23 protein-coding genes and 1 riboswitch are annotated in these 20,595 nt (G+C 32.4%); of the genes, 6 read left to right on the forward strand and 17 right to left on the reverse strand.

Annotated features, from left to right (window positions below):
- Positions 1-156: 156 nt before the first annotated feature.
- The 4 genes from LQ693_RS11355 to LQ693_RS11370 all read right to left on the reverse strand — a co-directional run bounded on the left by LQ693_RS11355 (position 157) and on the right by LQ693_RS11370 (position 3,386).
- A complete protein-coding gene (locus LQ693_RS11355) occupies positions 157-486 on the reverse strand; it encodes a winged helix-turn-helix transcriptional regulator (RefSeq protein WP_025904464.1) in 330 nt (109 codons plus the stop codon).
- Between the two features lie 72 nt (positions 487-558).
- Positions 559-1,815 (reverse strand): UDP-N-acetylglucosamine 1-carboxyvinyltransferase, encoded by a 1,257-nt coding sequence (locus tag LQ693_RS11360; protein ID WP_037589788.1) that lies wholly within the window; start codon positions 1,813-1,815, stop codon positions 559-561.
- A gap of 274 nt (positions 1,816-2,089) precedes the next feature.
- Positions 2,090-2,947: a class IIb fructose-bisphosphate aldolase FdaB gene (gene fdaB / locus LQ693_RS11365; protein WP_025904462.1), complete on the reverse strand. Its 858-nt coding sequence runs from the start codon at positions 2,945-2,947 to the stop codon at positions 2,090-2,092.
- An 85-nt stretch (positions 2,948-3,032) separates the two neighbouring features.
- On the reverse strand, positions 3,033-3,386 hold the full coding sequence (locus LQ693_RS11370; RefSeq protein WP_103362087.1) for a response regulator: 354 nt from the start codon (positions 3,384-3,386) through the stop codon (positions 3,033-3,035).
- Between the two features lie 60 nt (positions 3,387-3,446).
- Here LQ693_RS11370 and LQ693_RS11375 point away from each other — a divergent pair, with 60 nt between their 5' ends.
- The gene (locus LQ693_RS11375) at positions 3,447-3,974 is read left to right on the forward strand and encodes a DUF2529 family protein (protein ID WP_103362088.1); all 528 of its coding nucleotides are present in this window, start codon (positions 3,447-3,449) and stop codon (positions 3,972-3,974) included.
- A gap of 340 nt (positions 3,975-4,314) precedes the next feature.
- Here LQ693_RS11375 and LQ693_RS11380 read toward each other — a convergent pair whose 3' ends face one another.
- The 3 genes from LQ693_RS11380 to LQ693_RS11390 form a co-directional block, all read right to left on the reverse strand.
- Positions 4,315-5,916 carry a CTP synthase gene (locus LQ693_RS11380; RefSeq protein WP_025904459.1) on the reverse strand — a complete coding sequence of 534 codons (1,602 nt, stop codon included), beginning with the start codon at positions 5,914-5,916 and terminating at the stop codon, positions 4,315-4,317.
- A 145-nt stretch (positions 5,917-6,061) separates the two neighbouring features.
- A complete protein-coding gene (gene rpoE, locus LQ693_RS11385) occupies positions 6,062-6,577 on the reverse strand; it encodes a DNA-directed RNA polymerase subunit delta (protein ID WP_037589792.1) in 516 nt (171 codons plus the stop codon).
- Positions 6,578-6,681: 104 nt separating this feature from the next.
- The gene (locus tag LQ693_RS11390; protein ID WP_182477733.1) at positions 6,682-7,542 is read right to left on the reverse strand and encodes a GNAT family N-acetyltransferase; all 861 of its coding nucleotides are present in this window, start codon (positions 7,540-7,542) and stop codon (positions 6,682-6,684) included.
- A 152-nt stretch (positions 7,543-7,694) separates the two neighbouring features.
- Between LQ693_RS11390 and LQ693_RS11395 the strand changes: the two genes are divergently transcribed.
- Complete coding sequence (locus LQ693_RS11395) at positions 7,695-9,293, forward strand: BCCT family transporter (RefSeq protein WP_025904456.1); 1,599 nt, start codon at positions 7,695-7,697, stop codon at positions 9,291-9,293.
- A gap of 68 nt (positions 9,294-9,361) precedes the next feature.
- Here the strand turns inward: LQ693_RS11395 and LQ693_RS11400 are convergent, their stop codons facing one another.
- The 4 genes from LQ693_RS11400 to LQ693_RS11415 are packed head-to-tail and all read right to left on the reverse strand — an operon-like array spanning position 9,362 to position 12,078.
- Positions 9,362-9,898, reverse strand: coding sequence for a YqaA family protein (locus LQ693_RS11400; protein ID WP_103362090.1), 537 nt, complete (start codon positions 9,896-9,898; stop codon positions 9,362-9,364).
- Positions 9,892-10,521, reverse strand: a complete 630-nt coding sequence (locus LQ693_RS11405) for a lysophospholipid acyltransferase family protein (RefSeq protein WP_065381668.1) — start codon at positions 10,519-10,521, stop codon at positions 9,892-9,894. The genes LQ693_RS11400 and LQ693_RS11405 overlap by 7 nt, the downstream gene beginning before the upstream one ends.
- A 13-nt stretch (positions 10,522-10,534) precedes the next feature.
- On the reverse strand, positions 10,535-11,473 hold the full coding sequence (locus LQ693_RS11410) for a phosphatidate cytidylyltransferase (RefSeq protein WP_025904453.1): 939 nt from the start codon (positions 11,471-11,473) through the stop codon (positions 10,535-10,537).
- Positions 11,470-12,078 (reverse strand): CDP-alcohol phosphatidyltransferase family protein, encoded by a 609-nt coding sequence (locus LQ693_RS11415; RefSeq protein WP_198052267.1) that lies wholly within the window; start codon positions 12,076-12,078, stop codon positions 11,470-11,472. The genes LQ693_RS11410 and LQ693_RS11415 overlap by 4 nt, the downstream gene beginning before the upstream one ends.
- Positions 12,079-12,228: 150 nt before the next feature.
- On the opposite strand from LQ693_RS11415, the gene coaW reads away from it, so the two are divergent.
- From coaW to LQ693_RS11430, 3 genes are read left to right on the forward strand one after another with little or no spacing between them, the layout of a single operon-like run.
- Positions 12,229-13,026, forward strand: a complete 798-nt coding sequence (gene coaW / locus LQ693_RS11420; protein ID WP_103362091.1) for a type II pantothenate kinase — start codon at positions 12,229-12,231, stop codon at positions 13,024-13,026.
- Positions 13,027-13,044: 18 nt separating this feature from the next.
- Positions 13,045-13,674 carry a pentapeptide repeat-containing protein gene (locus LQ693_RS11425; RefSeq protein WP_103362092.1) on the forward strand — a complete coding sequence of 210 codons (630 nt, stop codon included), beginning with the start codon at positions 13,045-13,047 and terminating at the stop codon, positions 13,672-13,674.
- Between the two features lie 11 nt (positions 13,675-13,685).
- A complete protein-coding gene (locus tag LQ693_RS11430) occupies positions 13,686-14,456 on the forward strand; it encodes a TrmB family transcriptional regulator (RefSeq protein ID WP_103362093.1) in 771 nt (256 codons plus the stop codon).
- 73 nt (positions 14,457-14,529) lie between these two features.
- Here LQ693_RS11430 and LQ693_RS11435 read toward each other — a convergent pair whose 3' ends face one another.
- From LQ693_RS11435 to LQ693_RS11460, 6 genes are all read right to left on the reverse strand, one after another.
- A complete protein-coding gene (locus LQ693_RS11435) occupies positions 14,530-15,051 on the reverse strand; it encodes a hypothetical protein (RefSeq protein ID WP_107591015.1) in 522 nt (173 codons plus the stop codon).
- Positions 15,052-15,053: 2 nt separating this feature from the next.
- Positions 15,054-15,818, reverse strand: a complete 765-nt coding sequence (locus LQ693_RS11440) for a hypothetical protein (protein WP_103362095.1) — start codon at positions 15,816-15,818, stop codon at positions 15,054-15,056.
- A 173-nt stretch (positions 15,819-15,991) separates the two neighbouring features.
- Positions 15,992-16,654 (reverse strand): DUF2750 domain-containing protein, encoded by a 663-nt coding sequence (locus tag LQ693_RS11445; protein WP_103360672.1) that lies wholly within the window; start codon positions 16,652-16,654, stop codon positions 15,992-15,994.
- 95 nt (positions 16,655-16,749) lie between these two features.
- Complete coding sequence (gene ldmS / locus LQ693_RS11450) at positions 16,750-17,943, reverse strand: L-aspartate--L-methionine ligase LdmS (RefSeq protein ID WP_103360673.1); 1,194 nt, start codon at positions 17,941-17,943, stop codon at positions 16,750-16,752.
- Complete coding sequence (locus tag LQ693_RS11455; RefSeq protein ID WP_025904444.1) at positions 17,940-19,127, reverse strand: M20 family metallopeptidase; 1,188 nt, start codon at positions 19,125-19,127, stop codon at positions 17,940-17,942. Before LQ693_RS11455 ends, ldmS begins: the two co-directional genes overlap by 4 nt.
- 58 nt (positions 19,128-19,185) lie before the next feature.
- Positions 19,186-19,285: riboswitch (SAM riboswitch) on the reverse strand.
- Positions 19,286-19,328: 43 nt separating this feature from the next.
- Positions 19,329-19,871 carry a GrpB family protein gene (locus LQ693_RS11460; RefSeq protein WP_025904443.1) on the reverse strand — a complete coding sequence of 181 codons (543 nt, stop codon included), beginning with the start codon at positions 19,869-19,871 and terminating at the stop codon, positions 19,329-19,331.
- Between the two features lie 137 nt (positions 19,872-20,008).
- Here LQ693_RS11460 and LQ693_RS11465 point away from each other — a divergent pair, with 137 nt between their 5' ends.
- Positions 20,009-20,476, forward strand: coding sequence for an S-ribosylhomocysteine lyase (locus tag LQ693_RS11465; protein ID WP_103360675.1), 468 nt, complete (start codon positions 20,009-20,011; stop codon positions 20,474-20,476).
- The last annotated feature ends 119 nt before the right edge of the window (positions 20,477-20,595 follow it).

Below are 20,595 nucleotides of genomic sequence, written 5' to 3' on the forward strand. Positions count from 1 at the left end.
AATATTATTCTAGCATGTAGAGATGCATTTTTTAATACAACGGTGAAACCATACTGTACCATACGCATAGCGTATGGTTTTAATTACACAAATAAAATACCCGCCAACGAAATGATTTTCATCGCATTGACGGGTACTTTATAATATTCAATTCATTTAGGAATGATTCTCTTGTAATTCCACATTTTTTTGTGCCCACTCTTCTAATGGTACAAGCGCTTGTGCTAATTCGTATCCTTTAGTTGTTAAATGATATTCAACTGATAGAGGCGTTGTTGTAACAACTTTCTTTTCAACTAATCCCCAATCACTTAATTCAGTTAATTTAAGAGATAATGCTCTAGGTGTAATACGTCTTAAGTCTCTTTTCATATCAGAAAAGTGAGCCGAACGTTCATCACAACGTGATAAATAATTAAGTATTAAACCATTCCAACTGCGTCCTATTACTTTAAAAGTTTCTTCCAAATAAGGACATACTTCCATGTTACTCACCTCTTTAACTTCTATATTGCCATTATACTACACTTTATATACAAAGTATATAATTTATACTTGTTATACGGTTTCAGTCCAAATATCAGCACCTAGTGCTTTTAATTTTTCAACAATACCGCTGTATCCTCTATGAATATGCTTCACATTATAAACCGTTGTAACGCCTTCAGACATTAATCCAGCAATTAATAAAGATGCTCCTGCTCTTAAATCACTTGCTGCTACACTTGCACCTGTCAATTGAGATGGATAATAGATAGCTGTGCCATTTTCTAAATTCACATTTGCACCCATTCTGATCAGTTCATCAACGTGTTTAAATCTTGCAGGATAAATCGTTTCTGTTATTTTACTTTGACCATTTGCTTTTAATAATAAAGGTGTAAATGGTTGTTGTAAATCTGTTGCAAAGCCAGGATAAACTGCAGTTTGTATATCAACAGGTTTATATTCATCTTTACCTTTAATAACAACTGAATCTTCACCTAAATCGATTTCAGTGCCCATTTCTCTTAATTTAGCGATTAATGGTTCTAAATGTAAAGGAATGATATTTTCGATGTACACTTCTTCACCCATGGCTGCTGCTGCACACATGTATGTACCTGCTTCTATTCTATCAGGAATAATTGTATGTTTTGTACCGTGCAAGGATTCTACACCTTCAATTTTCAATGTATCTGTACCTGCACCTCTAATTTTAGCGCCCATATTATTTAATAATGTCGCAACATCAACAATTTCAGGTTCTTTCGCTGCGTTTTCTATTACTGTTTTGCCTTTTGCTAAAGAAGCTGCCAACATTATATTGATCGTTGCACCAACACTCACAACATCCATAAATATTTTAGCGCCAACTAATTCTTCAGCTATTAAATACATCGCACCTTGTTCATTTGTTACTTTTGCACCTAGTGCTTCAAAGCCTTTAATATGTTGGTCAATTGGTCTAGGGCCTAAAGGACAGCCGCCAGGTAAACCAATCACACATTTTTTAAAACGTCCGAGCATAGCACCCATCATATAATAAGACGCTCTTAAAGATTGTACTTTATTGTTAGGTAAAGGTAGATTCACCGCATCGCTTGAATCAACGACAAGCTGATCACCATTTAATTCTGTTTTAATATTTAAATCACCAAGTAGGCTCATTAAAGTTTTGACATCTGAAATATCTGGTAGTCCATCTAATGTCACAACATCATTCGCCATTAAACTTGCTGGAATAAGTGCAACTGCACTATTTTTAGCACCACTTATTTGCACTTTACCATTTAATTTTTTACCACCATTTATTTTTATAACTTCTTGAGACATATGTTTACTCCTTTACTTCATCGTCTTAGAGAATGCATACTCTCTCAACATGAATAGATAATTATTTCCATTATATACTATTCAATAAGATAAACGCAAAAACATAAAAAGTAAATAGAAATGACATAATTTACTACGAAAGAAGTATTAAATTTTAAATTTTTGGCATTAAAATAAATTGAGTAAACGTATTGAATAAATATTCAATTTTTCTATAAAAACAGAAAAAACTACTACAAGCACGATGCTTGTAGTAGTTTGAATTTAATTAAAATTAAGCTTGGTTAGAAGTACCAAATTCTTGGATTTTACCTTTAACTGTTGCTTTAATTGCTTCACGAGCAGGTCCTAAGTATTTACGTGGATCGTAAACTTCGCTGTCGTTGTTTAACACTTCACGAACTGCTTTAGCAGATGCGATTTGGTTTTCAGTGTTAACATTGATTTTAGCTGTACCGAAAGTGATAGCTTTTTTGATATCGTGAGTTGGGATACCAGTACCACCGTGTAATACTAATGGTAAACCAGTTGAAGCACCGATTTCTTCCATTTCTTTGAAACCTAAGTTTGGTTCACCTTTGTAAGGTCCGTGTACTGAACCTAATGCAGGTGCTAAAGTATCAATACCAGTTCTTTCAACTAATTCTTGACATTCTTTAGGGTCAGCATAGATAACGCCTTCTGCAACTACGTCATCTTCTTGTCCACCAACAGTTCCTAATTCAGCTTCAACAGAAACACCGTTAGCATGAGCATATTCAACTACTTTAGAAGTAATTTCGATGTTTTCTTCGAATGGGTGATGAGATGCATCGATCATTACTGAAGTGAATCCAGCATCGATAGCTTCTTTACATTTTTCGAAACTTGAACCGTGGTCAAGGTGAATAGCAACTGGAATTGTAATGTTGTAATCTTCAATTAAACCTTCAACGATTTTAACGACAGTTTTGAAACCACCGATATAACGTCCAGCTCCTTCAGATACACCAAGGATAACTGGCGCATTTTCTTCTTGTGAAGCTTGAAGAATAGCTTGTGTAAATTCTAAGTTATTGATGTTGTATTGACCAACAGCATAACCGTTTTCTTTTGCTTTAATTAACATTTCTTTCATTGAAACTAAAGGCATTGAGTTTCCTCCTAATGTGCAAGGCACGAATTATTTACAAAGTTATTATATCAAACTTTGTGAATATATGCACCTTTTGAAAGCCCTATCCTAAATGTTTTCTTACAATTTTCATAACTTCTTCAATTGTAAACGGTTTCATTAGCACACCTGTAATATTTCCTTTTTTTAAAACTTCTAACTCGGTAGATGATTGAAATGCTGAAATGATATAAACTGGAAGATTGTTGTCAGATTTTCTAATTTCGGCAAATACTTCTTCCCCAGAAATTCCAGGCATTCTTTTATCTATAAAAATCAATTTATAAGTATTTTTATGAAATAATTCAATGCCCTCCGCTCCATTTTTAGCAGTATCTACATTAAATTGATTTAATTCCATAATTTCTTTTAATAATTGTCTAATATTCTTTTCATCATCTATAATAAGTACATCCATTGAAGATACCCCACTTTTTCTATAAAATAAATTTAATGACGTTAATAAGGAGAATACAAATTGCTTAAAATTTTTAATACACAATTAAATGGCATATTTAGTAAAATAGATGCCCAAATTGAAGAAATTGAAATCGCATCACAACTGCTTATGCAAGCAGCAAACGGTGAAGGCAAAATACGCATCAAAACTTTCGACGAAATCAATCATTTCCAAACATTTATGACTGATGGTAACGAAAGCTTTCCACATGCAGAAACACTCAATACTATAGATGATATCGAAAAGATCGACTCTACTGACCGCGTATTATTAGCCGGTACTTCTTTTACTGAAGAACTCAACGAATGGATTACAAAATTAAACGACCACGATATAGATTTTGTCGTAATAGCCAACAAAGATAAAGACAATAAGACACACGAATCACTCATGCATTATATTGACTTATCAACACCAAGAGCAATCATTCCAACCGCTGATTACAGTAAAATCATTACCCCACATCTTATGGCTTTAAATTATATATATTATATCATGTTTGCTGAAATGCATGAGATTACACAAGATTTGAATGAAGAAATTTAGTAGTAGTAGATAATGGGTCTGAATTTTACGAGTTGGGAGATAACGGAGGTTTTAGTTACAATTTTTATGAGTTTTGTAATTATGGGCTTCCATAGTTACACTTCCAACGACTTTTGTTACTATAGACCGCCTTAGTTACATTTCTTATGAGTTTTGTAATTATAGGCTTCCATAGTTACATTTCCGCCGACTTTTGTAATTAACACACCTGTTACGAACAAGTTTGGCGAAAAGTGTTCACAACGCAGCACTTAATATCCCACACATATTCATACAAAAAAGCGCCCTCTATCTAAAATACTTGAAAAAGTATTAGGATAAAGGGCGCTTTAAATATATATTATTTATTTTGAATGCTTGCTTCTACAAATCCTCTGAATAATTTTTGTGGACGTGTTGGTCTAGATAAGAATTCTGGATGGAATTGACATGCTACAAACCATGGGTGATTTTCTAATTCTACGATTTCTACTAATCTACCATCTGGGCTTGTTCCTGAGAATTTCATGCCTTTTTCTTCTAATCTTTCGCGATATTCGTTATTAAATTCATAACGGTGACGGTGTCTTTCGTCTACTTCTAATTCACCATAGACTTTATGTGCAATTGTTCCTTCTTCAATTTTACATGGATAAACACCTAATCTTAATGTGCCACCTAAATCTTCGATGTCTTTTTGTTCTGGTAATAAATCGATAATTGGATATGGTGTGTTTGGATCTAATTCAGCTGAATGTGCATCGTTTAATCCAACTACGTTTCTAGCGAATTCAACTGTTGCTAATTGCATACCTAAACAAATACCTAAGTATGGTACGTTGTTTTCACGTGCATATTGAATGGCTAATATCTTACCTTCTACACCTCTATCACCGAATCCGCCAGGTACTAAAATACCATCTACATCTGCAAGTTCTTTTTGATAGTTTGTTTCGTTTAATTTTTCAGAGTCAATCCACTTAATTTCAACATCTGATTTAAAATCATAACCAGCATGTTTTAAAGCTTCTGCAACTGATAAGTATGCATCTTGTAAACTAACATATTTACCTACTAAACCAATTTTCACTGAACCTTCTAAATTACGTACAGTGTCTAATAATTGGTTCCACTCTGTTAATTCCGCTTCTGGTGCAGCTTCTAAATCTAATCTTTCAATGACGATATCATCCATATGTTGTTCTTTTAAAGCTAATGGAATTTGATATAACGTATCAGCATCTCTACATTCAATGACTGCACGTTTGTTAATGTCACAGAATAATGCAATTTTATCTCTTAAATCTTGAGTCATTTCATATTCAGTACGTACCACAATTAAATCTGGTTGAATACCTAAACCTCTTAACTCTTTAACACTATGTTGTGTTGGTTTAGTCTTCATTTCACCAGCAGCTTTAATGTATGGAAGTAACGTACAATGGATGTACATAACGTTTTCACGACCAAGATCACTCTTGATTTGTCTAATTGCTTCTATAAATGGTAAAGATTCAATATCACCAGTTGTACCACCAATTTCAGTAATAACAACATCAGCATTTGTACTTTCACCAGCCATTAATAATCTTGATTTAATTTCATTTGTAATATGTGGGATAACTTGGACAGTACCACCTAAGAAATCTCCACGTCTTTCTTTTTTAAGTACGTGAGAATAAACTTTACCTGCCGTTACATTTGAATATTTATTAAGGTTAATATCAATAAATCTTTCATAATGTCCTAAGTCTAAGTCTGTTTCTGCACCATCTTCAGTTACAAAAACTTCACCATGTTGATATGGACTCATTGTACCTGGATCAACATTTAAGTATGGGTCGAACTTTTGAATCGTTACATTTAATCCTCTATTTTTAAGTAATCTCCCTAGTGATGCTGCTGTAATACCTTTACCAAGAGACGATACTACGCCACCTGTTACGAAAATGAACTTTGTCATGTTTGTACCTCCATTTATTTTTTAAAAAATAAAAAACGCTCCCACTTACATTATTTAAAATGTAAGGAGGGAGCGCTATATTTATACGATTGTCCTATTTAAAGGAGCCCAAATAAAATATTACCATCTTTTAAAGAAAAGTCAATTAAAATTCGTCTTCTTCGTCTTCCTCATCTTCGTCTTCTTCATCTACAACAAGACCCGCTTCATCTAATTCATCTTCTACGTCTTCGTCTTCAGGGTCTTCAGGATCATTTAAACCTTCTTCATCATCTTGATCAATTGTAATATCAAGATCTTTAGATTTATCTTCTTCCCCTAATAATGAAATTTCTGAATCAGCTTCATCGTCTTCGTCTAGAACGTTGAATTTTTGAATTGTTGGTGCGATTTTTTCTTCGATATCGTCAACTGAATACCAGTCACGAAGTCCCCAAATATTCTCACCCACACTTAAGAAGCGTCCATCAGTATTTAAGTCCGTATAGAATTGTAAAATACGGTTCTCAATTTCTGAATCATTATAATTACCTAAGCTTTTGAATTCGTCTATCATATCATATAAGTTTGTTTCTTTACCGTTCTCTGTTAATAAAATATAAGCCATTTCGATAAATGAATGCTCATCTACCATTTCTTTTGTGAAATCTTTTAATTTCATGCTTTACTCTTCCTTTCAACAATCGAACTATTGTCGCACATTAATATTTATAATCATAACAGTTTACGATTATAATTGACAAGATGATTTTTAGCAAATGTTAGTTAATACTTAATATATTTCATGAGTTTAATATAGTCCTCAGATTTTTGTATTTCTACAAATCGCGCTTTCTCACATAAAGGTTTCAATTTATTGTTTGAACCGAATAAAGTGATGTGTATTTCTTTCTTATCTTCAAACCTTCTTCTAACAAAAGTACTTAACTGTCTTAAAGCACTCTCTGCAATACCTTCTTTTCTTTCGTCTTCTTCAACTTCTATACTACGAATATCAAAATAATGATCTTTATCTTCTAATACGATGATACCTACTTTTTGGTTATCTTTCATTAAATGTATATCGACAAATTCGTTATCTAAATCATCTTCATTTAATACAAGTTTCAATGAAGATACATATTTTGAATCTAAATCTAAATAATACAATCGTTCTTTACCTAATGGTCCTTCTTCTTTTGTAGCTGTATGCATAAAGCCAGCTCTTTCATATAAATTCCATGCTGCCTCATTTTCAGCATCTACTACTAAATATAAATGATCAAAATCAGGGAACACATGTTGAACATACTCAGGTAAATTCATCATTATAGTTGTGCCATACCCATTTCCTTGATACTTTTCATTGATTGATAATGAACGTATATATACAACATTATGCGGTGTATCATAACCTTCGTGTTGATAATACTTATGCAATACAAAGAAACCAACTATGTCGTCTTGATCGTTTACAACAACATTAGGTCTTCTATCAGGATCTTCGATAGCACCATCCAACACTTCTTTAGGCAATGAAGAATAAATTTGTTGTCGTTCGTTTAATTCAAAATCATATAGTACCGTTCTCATATGTTCTTCAAATGGTTTAATGACGATTTCACCGAATGATTTAGCTTTCATGATTGATATCCTCCCGTTTGTTTATATATATCATAACGAATTTTACATTCATTGCGCAATTAAGAACCATAGAAAACGTAATTATCGTACACATGTTATTTTGATTTGGATGAGGGTAATAGAAATAAGACTGCATAATTTAAAGGGGGATATTAATGAAACAGTCAAAAGACAATACAGACAAGCATAATAATAAGACAACATTAGTATTTTGGGTATCAATGTCTATTATATTATTAGTGACTTTAACTGCTGGAATTTTTCCAAAAGGTTTTGGTAAATACGCTAACATATTATATACATTTATATCTAACAGTACAGGATGGTTATTCTTAATCATCGTATTCGTTTTAGATATCTTTTTAATAGGATTAGCTATAACGAGGTTTGGTCGATTTAAACTCGGTAGAGACGACGAAGAACCAGAATTCTCATTTATATCATGGGTCGGCATGTTATTCTCTGCTGGTCTCGGTGTCGGGATTGTATTCTGGGGCGTAGCTGAACCAATGACACATTACTTAAAATCACCACTTCCAAATGAAGTAGATGGCTCTACATTAGAATCAGCTCGACTTGCTATGGGTTATACATTTTTCCATTGGGGTATTTCACAATGGTCTATCTTTGCAATGGCAGGGCTTATCGTAGCTTACTTCCAATTTAGAAAAAGAAGAGACGGTTTAATATCTACAGCAATGGAACCTGTATTCGGTGAAACTTATAAGAAACCATACAGAAATGTTATCGATATCTTAGCGATAGTCGCAACTGTCATGGGTATTGCAACATCAATTGGTCTAGGAATAATGCAAATTGGTGGCGGACTTCATCATGTTTTTGATATTCCTAATAATAATTGGACTAAAATTATCATCACCGTCATTATGACTTTACTATTTCTTGGATCAGCAGCATCAGGTCTTAATAAAGGTGTTAAATGGCTAAGTAATGCTAACATATTTATTTGTTTTGCTTTACTTATATTTATACTTATTTTAGGACCGACACAATTTATATTTGAAACATTTACTGTTGCTATAGGTGACTATATTACAAACTTTGTACAATATAGTTTAAGATTAAATCCTTATGAAGGCGACAATTCTTGGATTCAACAATGGACTGTGTTCTATTGGGCATGGGTCATTGCTTGGTCTCCATTTATCGGAGGATTTGTAGCCAGAGTATCAAGAGGCAGAACGATTAGAGAATTTGTAATTGGCGTGTTAATTATTCCACCACTTATTTCATTTAGTTGGATTGCCACTTTTGGTGGAACGGCCATGTATTTAGTTATTAATAAAGGTGCTTCTATTGCGGAAGATGTTAAAGGAGATTATACAGTTGCACTATTCTCCCTATTATCAAACTTCCCATTTTACGAAGCAACAAGTATTCTAGCAATAATATTAATCTTCTTGTTCCTTGTTACAAGTGCAGATTCAACTACTTTTATCTTATCAAGCATGTCTGATAAAGGTTCAATCGTACCGCCATTCAAGTATAAATTAGTTTGGGGAACACTAATTGGTGCCATTTCAGTTGCCATGACATTAGCAGGTGGTTTAGAAAGTTTACAAACAGCTTCTGTCGTAGCCGGCCTACCATTCGCATTTATACTATTCTTAATGATGTTCTCTATTATGAAAGCATTACGTAGAGAACCATCTAAACATTTCAAAATGACTTATATAGATGATGACACAGATTTCTCCAAGTCATTAGAAGAACGCGAAGAAGAAGAAAAATAATTAAAAAAAGCACCATTCATTGTTTCATCAATGAATGGTGCTTTCTTTTATTGTCGTAATTTCATATATTAAAACGAATGTATCGAAAAATATACCCAATAGACGATGATCCATATGATTAACCATAGTAATATTTTGATATATTGATTAACGTTTTTAAACACAATGTGACTGAGTACATATGCCAGATAGCTCGTTAATATAAACCTCAAGAGTCTTGCAATGAAACTTACGAGTATAAATACAATAAAAGATATACCTTCGTGATAGCTCATCATTGCATAAAGTTTATATGGAACACCAAACAATGGTGCTTCTATTAATCCGAGCACTCCTTTATCTTCTAATGAATGTATCACATGTTCTATCATATAAGGATGAATACCAGGAATCTTAATCATGATCATTTCAACAAAGTTCAAATGTTGAATTGAAATAATGTAAACGATGATACCACCTAGAACTGCACCTACAATTGCAATCAAATTTGCACATAATAATTTAAATTTACTTTTTTGTTTGATTGCATAATAAGTTAAAGCTACATCAGGGATAATAAAGAATACAATCGCTTCAAGAAAAGCCCATATAAATATGATTACCATTCTTTAAAATCACCTTCATTTCTAAGTTCATTCATTCGTTCATTAAGCTCATCCATAAATGCTTTTCTATTCTCATTAAATAAAAATGGACGTCCTACAAAAATATCAACAAAGAATGGTACAAATAGTTTTGAGCCTTTCGGTAATGATTTGCCTAACCCATGTAGAAACAAAGGTTGTATCGGAATGTTTGGTCGTTCTCTCATTAAATAATAAATCCCGGATTTATATTTTGATAACTTTTCAGGTTCTCCTCTACTTCCCTCTGGATATAGTATGATAATACTCCCCTCATCTAAAGCATCCACAATTGGTTCAAATAATCCTTTAATATCTCGCGTCATTTTTCGCTCTATTGGTATGATTCTCATAATATTCATAGAAAACCATTTTAATAGTTTGTTTTTCAGAAAATAATCACCTGCAGCTACAGGTCGTGCTTTCTTAAATCCTTCTCCTTGAAAAAGTGAAAGTAGTACAAGTGTATCTAAATGTGAATTATGGTTGGCAATAATCACAATAGGACCTTTTTTAGGTAACCATTCTCGTCTACGTATATTTAATCCTAAAACAATTAAAATAATTGGCTTAATGATACATGTAAATATAATGAGTCTTAACATATCGGTTCACCCCTTAAAAGTAAAAGAACCTTACAAAGTGGAAGAAGAGTGGCGCTGTGTATGTTAAAGAATCTACTCTATCCAAAATACCGCCATGACCAGGTATTGTTTGAGAAGTATCTTTAATATTTAAATCTCTTTTTAAAGCTGAAATATTCACATCTCCCACAAATCCCATAATACTAATATATAAACCTGCTACAATCATGCCTAATAATGTGAATGGCGTAAGTAATGGTGCTAAACATAAAGATAGAATTGTCGTTGAAATAATCCCCCCAACAAAACCTTCCCAAGTCTTGTTCGGACTCACTTTAGGTACAATTTTGTGTTTACCAAATGCTTTACCGAACAGAAATTGAAAGACATCATTTGCTTGCGTTAATATAACTAAAAATAAAACAAGGCTTGCACCGGGTACTGAACTTTTTTCGCCAGGTAAGACAATTAAGTATGCTAAATGACTTAAACTAAACACCATCAGCATCATGCCCCATTGTACAGATCCCATTGATTGTAAAAACCCTTTTGTTTCGCCTATCAATATTGCTTGTATCGGTATAAATAAGAACATATATACCGGTATAAAAATAATAAACATACCATAAAATCCAAAATAGATAAATGTAAATTGAATTGGTATAGATAAGTACGCCCAGAATAATACGGCTCTATGACTACGATTTGTAGGTATTAAAGAAAAATACTCTTTCAAAGCTAAAAAGCAAAGTAAGCCAAGAAAAATTAATGACACAGTAGAGTGAATAACTAAAGCAATTGTAAAGATAATACACATACTCCACCATGATTTAATTCTTAATCTAATTTCAGTGAAATCTTTTTCAGGATATCGTTTCGTTAAATAAATACTAATCAAACTGGATAATACGAGTACGATAAATACCCCAATCATAACAATCAGCATTTCTGAAGATATCTTCCCTAAGTTCATGATTTAACCTCCTTTAACCCTTTTGTTATTCGATTATAAATATTGATTAACATGAGTATTGAACAAATATAGAACACAAAATGTAAATAAGGAATGATATTTAAATGAACAAAAATCAGGATACTGATGAAACCTACAATAAATGCTCGGTCACTTTTACCCATCGGACCGTCATATCTTCTTGAACTACCGATCACTTGAACAGTTACACCAGCCATTTCACTTATGATTGATAAACTGATAAACAACATAATACCTATTCCATAATCTTCAGCAATAAACACGAATGGTATAAATAAAAATAAATCACTTATAACATCCCCTATTTCATTCAACAATAACCCTAAGTGAGATTTCATTTGATATTTTTTTGCCATTACACCATCAATTGCATTTAAAGCCATTCTTACAAACATCACGATTGGCATTAAAATATAAATCCATTTGTTTTCATGAAATATACTTAAAATAATTCCTGTTACGATAGATAGCAGTAATGCTAATATTGTAACTTGATTTGGGGTCATTCCGATTTTTCTCATCCAGTCAACGATAGGCATTAACAGTTGCTGAAATTTCGGTTTTATTTCGTATATGCTAATCAAAATATAACCTCCCTCATTTATACTTGGTATCATCTTATCATGTAATTATACAATTTTTACAATATATTTCTAAAAAGCATTAATTTATCATATACAATTTTTTATAGTATAATAACGATAATTATTTACTTTTCTAGATGAGGTGTTCGTGTGAAAATTGGTATTGATGCCGGTGGTACTTTAATTAAAGTCGTAACCGAATTAAATAATGAAAGAACGTATCAAAAATGGTTAGCAACTGACATTGATCAAGTTGCAGATTGGTTAAATCAATTAGATGATGTTGAAGTATCGATTACAGGTGGTAAAGCACAATACTTAGACTCATGCATCAAACATCAAGCGAAACGTAGTATTGAATTTGATGCGACTTATAAAGGGATTCAAATATTTTTAAAAGAAAACAATATAGACCTTGAAACATATATATTCTCAAATGTCGGTACAGGTACTTCTATTCATTATGCTACTACTGATCATCAAGAGCGTGCAGGCGGTACAGGAGCTGGTGGCGGTATGATACAAGGGTTAAGTTATTTACTGACTCAAATTAGTGATTATGACGAACTTGTTCAAACAGCTTTAAATGGGGATCGAGATAAAATAGATTTAAAAGTTAAACATATTTATAAAGGTGATAACACCCCTATTTCTGGAGAATTAACTGCTGCTAACTTTGGACATGTATTACAACATATGAACGATGCATTTCCAAATGCTGATCGATTAGCAGCTGTAATGGGTATTGTTGGAGAAACAGTCACAACCGTATCCATTCATGCCGCAAGACAATACAATACAGAAAATGTTGTGTTTATAGGATCTTCATTTGTTAAAAATGAACTACTCAAAAATATTGTCGTTGATTACACGATTTTAAGAGGTCTAAAACCACACTTCATTGAAAATGGTGAATTTTCAGGAGCGCTCGGTTCAATATATTGTTAAACATTAAGGAGTATTAATATGAAAATTATAGAACCTAAACTACACAATGATTTTGAATATGAAGAAGAAAAAGATGTAATACTCTATCAGTCTTCGTATGACTTGTACTTTGATAAAGCATTAATTCAATTAGATGAAGAAACGAGTCAAATCGATACAATGTATTTCAATCAATGTACATTTGAATCTGTTGATTTCACTAAAATTCACGGATTAGATATTATATTTAAAGGATGCGACCTTTCAAACTGTATATTCAGCGAAGTCTCTCTTAATAGAGTACACTTCAAAGACTGTCGTATGATTGGTGCTAACTTTACGGGTATTAAACTCAAGCATGTACAATTTTCAAATTGTCAGTTGAAAATGAGTCAATTTCAAAATTGTAACTTAGATCACGTTTTATTTAACGATAATCAAATGTCAGAAACTTACCTTTCATTCTGTACTCAAAAATCTGTCGCAATTGAAAGATGTGCATTAGAGTCTCTTGAAGTCGTTGAAACATCATTAAAAGACATTGATTTATCGTCCAATACAATCGAACAACTTGTTGTCCAACCTAACGACTTAAAAGGTGCAACAGTTTCTGAATATCAAGCATATGATATACTTCCGTTATTCGGGGTTAACGTAACATCAAACTAGAAGGTGACACTATGAATCAAATGATAGACATTTTAAAACGCTTTGGATTAAGTGAATATGGCTCTAAAGCTTATATCGCCCTTGTTCAAAATCCAGGCATAACAGCTTATAAACTTAGTGAAATATCAAGCGTACCACGTTCAAAAATTTATGAAGCACTCAATAAACTTGATGAACAAGGACTCGCTTATTTCAATTTACAAGACCAAAAGAAATACTACTATGCCTTATCACCAAAACAGACCATTCAACTATTTGAAAAAAAGCAAAACGAAGAACTCCTTCAACTGGAACAAGAAATCAATAAATTAAACATTGTAACAGATAATGCACCTATTCAAATAGAAGTCTTAACAAATGAATCAACAATCATCGATACCGTAACATCTGCCATTAAACAAGCTAAAAGACAAATAACCGTTTCAATATGGCCAGACTTATATGACATCTTAACAAACCATGTCTCAGAAGATATCCATATTCAAGGAATTACATTCCAAGTCGACCAACCCGGCTATGATCTCATCAATCACCGTTATACAAACTACGTCAAAAGTTCATTAGCACTTAAACCATTTGTCGTAATCGTAGACGATGAACACATGATTTACGGACAAACAGCAGAATCAAATATGCGCGCTTATATCAGTTATGACCACACACAAATAAAAATGATGAAAGACTACATTTGGCATGACGTCTTAGTCAATAAATATATTAATAAATTTGAAGAAGATATAGAAGACGAAATAACCCTTAAGAGAAAAACCTTTTTCTCTTAAGGGTTATTATTTGGGATAAATGATTTTACTACGTTGGGATGAAGTAACTACCTTAGTAGTTACTAATAATGTATCAAACAATCTTCCCACCGTCAACACGAATCGGTAAATATAATTTTTTCAACTTATGACCATTACGGTCGAGGTAAACGACTTTCAATTTATGTTTACCTTTAATATTATCAAGGTTAGTGCTAAAACTTAAACGAGCTTCATATTTATCATAAGTCACACTAGCTGTTTTATATTTACTATTTTTCAATTCATATTTTCCGCCACTTGTATCATATAAATCATCAACAAGTAAAATGAATGCTCCATCTAAGTTTTTTTCAAATTCATCTTTCGAACCTTTATTTTTCAAAATGGTCATATCCATATCTATTGTTATTTCATTACTAACAGTATACGCATCTAAATTACTGATTTTTAACTTGCCTACACTTATTTCATGATTATGATTTAATTGAATCTCCTCTTTTTTTAATTCGTAATCTGTAAATTTTTCATTTGCCTTTACATATTGACGATACCCTATTGAACCAATACTGATAATTAGAACGACTAAAACGGTAATGACGAGTGTTTTTTTCATAGTTATTCACCTACTTTGATGACTTTTTCTTCGCTGCTTAATCTATATACGTATGTAATCAATACAAGATAAATCGATATACAGAATAAACTCGGTAAAAATTGTGAATTATATATACCATAAGATATTAATAAGAAATGTATAGGCGTTACAATTATATCGACTATCATGAATTCAGTAATGGCATAAAATAGTGTATGAAGAATGAAAGGTATAAACATAACGATAACTTTCTCACCAAAATATAATAGTAATGATATTGAGAATACATTTGTTACTATGCCCCATAAACCTACAAACACAATTAATGATAATATAAATATTGTTGGATAATCATAATACAAAGAAATGATCATTGGATTATCTGAAAAAATGCCACCGAACTGTTTAAGTACAATGTCAGGTTTTATATTTGGTAAAATCATAAACATTCCTAAAAAATTTATTAAAAGCGGTAAAGTTACCATAATAAACGATACGAAACTCGAATAAATTAATGTTTTAAACTTTGATTTTAAATTTAATTTATAAAATAACGTACTAACGCCAATTGAAATGACCAATGGCATAATCCCTACATATAAAATAGATAATAATGAGTCACCTTTAATCATGATATTTTCTGTGTAAGGCGTATACTCTAGTAGTTGATATTCCTCATGCTGTATTTTGACATTCCATAAATGAATAATAGATATTGAACATAAAAGTAGAAAAGAAATTACAAATTGCCATTTATAAATGATTAATTTTAAGTACTTTAACATATCAACCGCCTCCAATTACTATAATTTACCATTTTTTGATTTATTATAACCTCCAGTTAGTATTTTTACAACAATCGAATAATATTATATTATTAATTGCAATTAATTCGAAAGACAAAAAAAGACGCTTGCTTTATAGCGAGCGTCTTTTTTAATTACATTTATTTAATTATTTAACAAGGCATTGCGTTTAAAATGGCTTTTGGATCTGTTACTGTACCGATCACACCTGATTTTAAGTTGATTCCTAATGCGATGTCTTCTTGTTTCAAGTCTTCTAACCATTCTTCGAAGACTTCTGTTTCTACTTCAATAATATCGTATTCTTCAAAGTCATCACGATGTACTTTTTCTGCTAATTTGCGTGTACTCCATACTGTCATCATGTTTGGTAGACTTGCATCTTCTTCTGATACGATAATGAATTGTTTTTGTCCTTTGACTGTTAACCCGTAAACATAGTTTTCGTTACAAATGTCTTCTGCAAATTCATCTATTCGGATATCATCTAGTTCACTCATGATTTCTTCTATGAATGGAATTGCTTCTACTTTTATTCCGTTATCTTCTGCTGATTTGTCCACAATGAATTGATCGCCTTCATCAAGGATATCATCCATTTCATATGTAACAAATCTATCTAAATCTAACTCCATAATTTTATCGTATTTAGTAATTTCATACGATTTCAAATATGACTCTGCACTTTCTTTCGTTGACCAAATCAGACGAAAATCAGTATCGCCGTCTCTTAAGATTTTACGGTCATTTAGCACAACATAAAATCTTTCTTTTGTTAATATTTGTTTAAATTTAGACATATCCTGGATAGCCATTCTACCACCCTTTTCTTTATATTTAATCCCAATAAAATATATTATACGTATTAGGTATAAGTCAATATAAAAGAAGTTAAATTGTAAAAAAATTTTTATTTATTTTGACTACTTAATGTATCTAGAAAAAGTTGCTCTTGCTCTAATGCTTTTTCTTCAGTTTCTGCATGCCAAATTCCAACAAATCTTGATTTTACGTTGTCTTTACCGAAATAGTCACCATCATAGTATGCAAGTGGATAGAGGTAGCCATTTTTGATGAATTTTTCTATTGTATTGATGAAATGCGTGTTATCTCCTGTAGAATGATAACTTAGAAATTTATGAAAGCCTTCATGTAAACGATCTTTCAGTAATAACATACTTGTTGAACCATTTTGTCTGAAGTTTAAATCAATGGCATATACGTCATGGTTTTTATCTACGAGCAGGTCAAACCCTGATACGCCTTTATAACCATGCTCAACACCATTTTTCATAATTCCATATCCTGCATCTATAACACTTTGTGGTACATGATTTGAATTAACATTACCATTGTAGAAGCCGTATTCATCTGTAAGCTGTTTTACAGCACCTATATATTGTATACCCGTCTTTTCACTATATACGTATTGAACACAATAATTATCAATTTCTTCAATAAATTGTTCGATGATAATGTATTTTGTATCTGATGCTTCTTTAATTCTATCAGTTGCTTTCTTTAAATCCGCTTCATTATAACAAATCATTACACCATACCCACCTGCAGTAGGTAACTCGTCTCCCGGTTTAATGACTAATGGTAAATCCCAGTTTTGAATAGCTTGTTCAAATTCTTCTGCTTTCACAATTTCACGTTTCGGTAAATATTTACCACCCGTCCATTGTTCAATTTTAGATTTATTATTTAAATCTATAAATTTAGGTTTATAAACGGCATATTCTTCATCTTTACATAAATGTTGACCATGTATGTATTGGAAAAATATTTTTTTATTGTCAGCTGTTAACTGTTGTAGTAAATGTTCATATTGCGTTCTATCTTTAAAAGTATATATATTGCTCGGAATATCCACATTTACTAATTTTAAAATTCTTTTAACATTATCTGTTAAACATGCTTCATGAACGATCATGGGCATATTACTAATAATCATTTCTCTTGCTGTTAAAAAATTAGATTGTGCTTCTTCAGCTTTTAACCAAGGATTATCTTCATACGAAGGTCTCGCATTATATACAATATCTTCTTCATACAAATCTCTTAACGTTAAATTGAGTGGTTTCCTATATTCTTTGTTCATAACAAGTTCTCCCTTAATGTTTGATGATGCTCAATAATTTCTTTTCTAAGGGATACATTCTCTATAAGTTCTAATCCCATTGATGCTAATATTTTCGCACCGTTAATTAATGCCTTATCACCCTTTGTACTTGCAGCAGCTTGGCAAAATTCTTTCGTATGGCCGACTAAATTTGATGGTCCAATTTTAATGTGTGGATGAATAGTCGGTACGATATGACTTACATTCCCCGTATCAGTAGAACCAAAACCAAAATCGTCATCAATGACTTCTTCGCCAACTTGTTCGGCGTGCTTTCTAAATAATTCGTCTAGTGGTTTATTAATTACGAATTCATTCACACCATTTTGAATTGGTCTTAATTCATATGTACCGCCTGTTTGTATAGCTGCTCCTTCAGCTATTTTTCTCACTTTATCAGTAAGAATATCTAGTTCTTTACGTGAAGTGGCACGCGTGTAAAAACGTGCATGTGTAAAGTCAGGAATAATATTCGCTGCTTCACCACCATTTAATATGACACCATGCACTTTATCTGTCTTTTTAATTTGTTGTCTTAACATGCTCACCCCATTAAAGAAAGATAACATAGCATCTAACGCATTAACCGCTTCAAAAGCATTTTCAGAGGCATGAGCGCTTCGTCCATAGAATTTAACATCAAATACATCTACAGCTAATGAAGGCACTGTCACGTACGTCTCATGGCCAGGATGGACCATTAGTGCAATATCAATATTATCGATAATACCAGCTTTCACATAAGTTGCTTTTGCACTACCATTAATACCCCCTTCTTCAGCAGGACAACCTAACACGACAACTTTTCCTCCGACTTGATCAATCACTTTAGACAAACTGATACCTGCTAACACACTTGAAGTCCCAATTATATTATGACCACACGCATGACCAAGACCAGGTAATGCATCATATTCTGCTAAATATGCAATAGTTGGTCCTTCTTTTCCTGAGTCATATGTTGCAATGAAACCTGTCGGATGCTTCGCAATATTCTTCTCTATCTTAAAATGATGACTCTTTAATTGATCGCTTAATAAACGTGATGCAAATACTTCTTCATTTCCTAACTCAGGACGCTCATGAATTTGATGACTCATTGATAAATATAAATGTCTATTTTGTTCTATATAATTAATAATATTTTGCGATAAGTTACTCATTAATGATTCACCTTTCCATTATAAAAGCGCACTTCTTGTAAGGAGTGCGCCAATCGTTCTTTTATCTTCCAGTAACAAACTGTAGGAATTGGCACCTTTCCATTATGGGAGGTTGCTGGACTTCATCGGGCCCTTCCCTCAGTCTCTCTTGATAATTCGTATGAAATTTGAATTTAATTCTAACTGTCTAACTCGGATATGTCAATGATTTGTTGCAATATCATTGGAATTTAAGTACCATTTTTCTGCTTTTTTCTCGAATTCTTTAATCATGCTGTCTTTTCCTTTATAGTACTGTTCACTGTCATCAGGAAATTCAATGACTAAGTCATGCTTGAGACGACTATATCTTTCTCTTTCACCATTGAAAGCTCTTAAATAATCTCTAAAGGACAATAATCTTAAAATATGTGGGCTACCTTCATCATAAATATGTAAATGGTGAGAAACTGCACCGTAATGATCATATTTTTTGAAATATCGATTACCGATAACACCACGTTCTCCTTTAGACTCATATCCTAAAGCTGATAATTCATGTGTAAATTCATCAATCGATTTACTATCTTTGACAACTATTAATATATCTATAATCGGCTTCGCAGATAATCCAGGAATAGCCGTTGATCCTATATGTTCAATGCTGATACTATGTTCTTTCAATAACGACTGTAAATATTTTTTCTCTTCAAGAAAAAGGTGTTGCCATATACTGTCGTAAGGGACTACACGTAAACGTTCCATCTCATCACCTAATTTCAGAATAATTTATTAATATTATCTTATAAAGTAACATAGAAAGAAAGTAAAAGAAATCTGAATTGATTGTTTTTTCAAAATTAACTTGATATAATGATGCCGAAATCAAAGGAGGAATCTTCATGACAAAAATGAATGTAGAAAGTTTTAATTTAGATCATACGATAGTAGACGCACCATTTGTGAGACTTGCAGGAATCAAAGAAGGACTTAATGGTGATGTTATTCATAAATATGATATTCGATTTAAACAACCTAACAAAGAACATATGGAAATGCCTGCATTACATTCCTTAGAACATTTAATGGCTGAGAACATTAGAAACCATACAGACAAAGTGGTAGACGTAAGTCCAATGGGATGTCAAACAGGATTTTATGCTTCATTCATCAATCATGACGATTATGATGACGTACTCGCTATATTAGAAGCAACACTTAAAGACGTAGAACAAGCAACAGAAGTCCCAGCATGTAACGAAGTACAATGCGGATGGGCAGCAAGCCATTCATTAGAAGGCGCACGACAACTAGCAACTGAATTTTTAGCAGAACGCGATAATTGGAAAAATATCTTTAAAGAAGATTAATGAGGAAAGCCCAGGATATGACCTGGGCTTCAGAGTGTCGACAAAGTCTTAGACTTTGCCGGCATTTTTTTATGCGCATGCTTTTCGCGGGCATGTTCTCAGCCTGTAGTCTTCGAATC

Source organism: Mammaliicoccus sp. B-M6, assembly GCF_022386965.1.
GTDB classification, from domain to species: Bacteria; Bacillota; Bacilli; order Staphylococcales; family Staphylococcaceae; genus Mammaliicoccus; species Mammaliicoccus sciuri_A.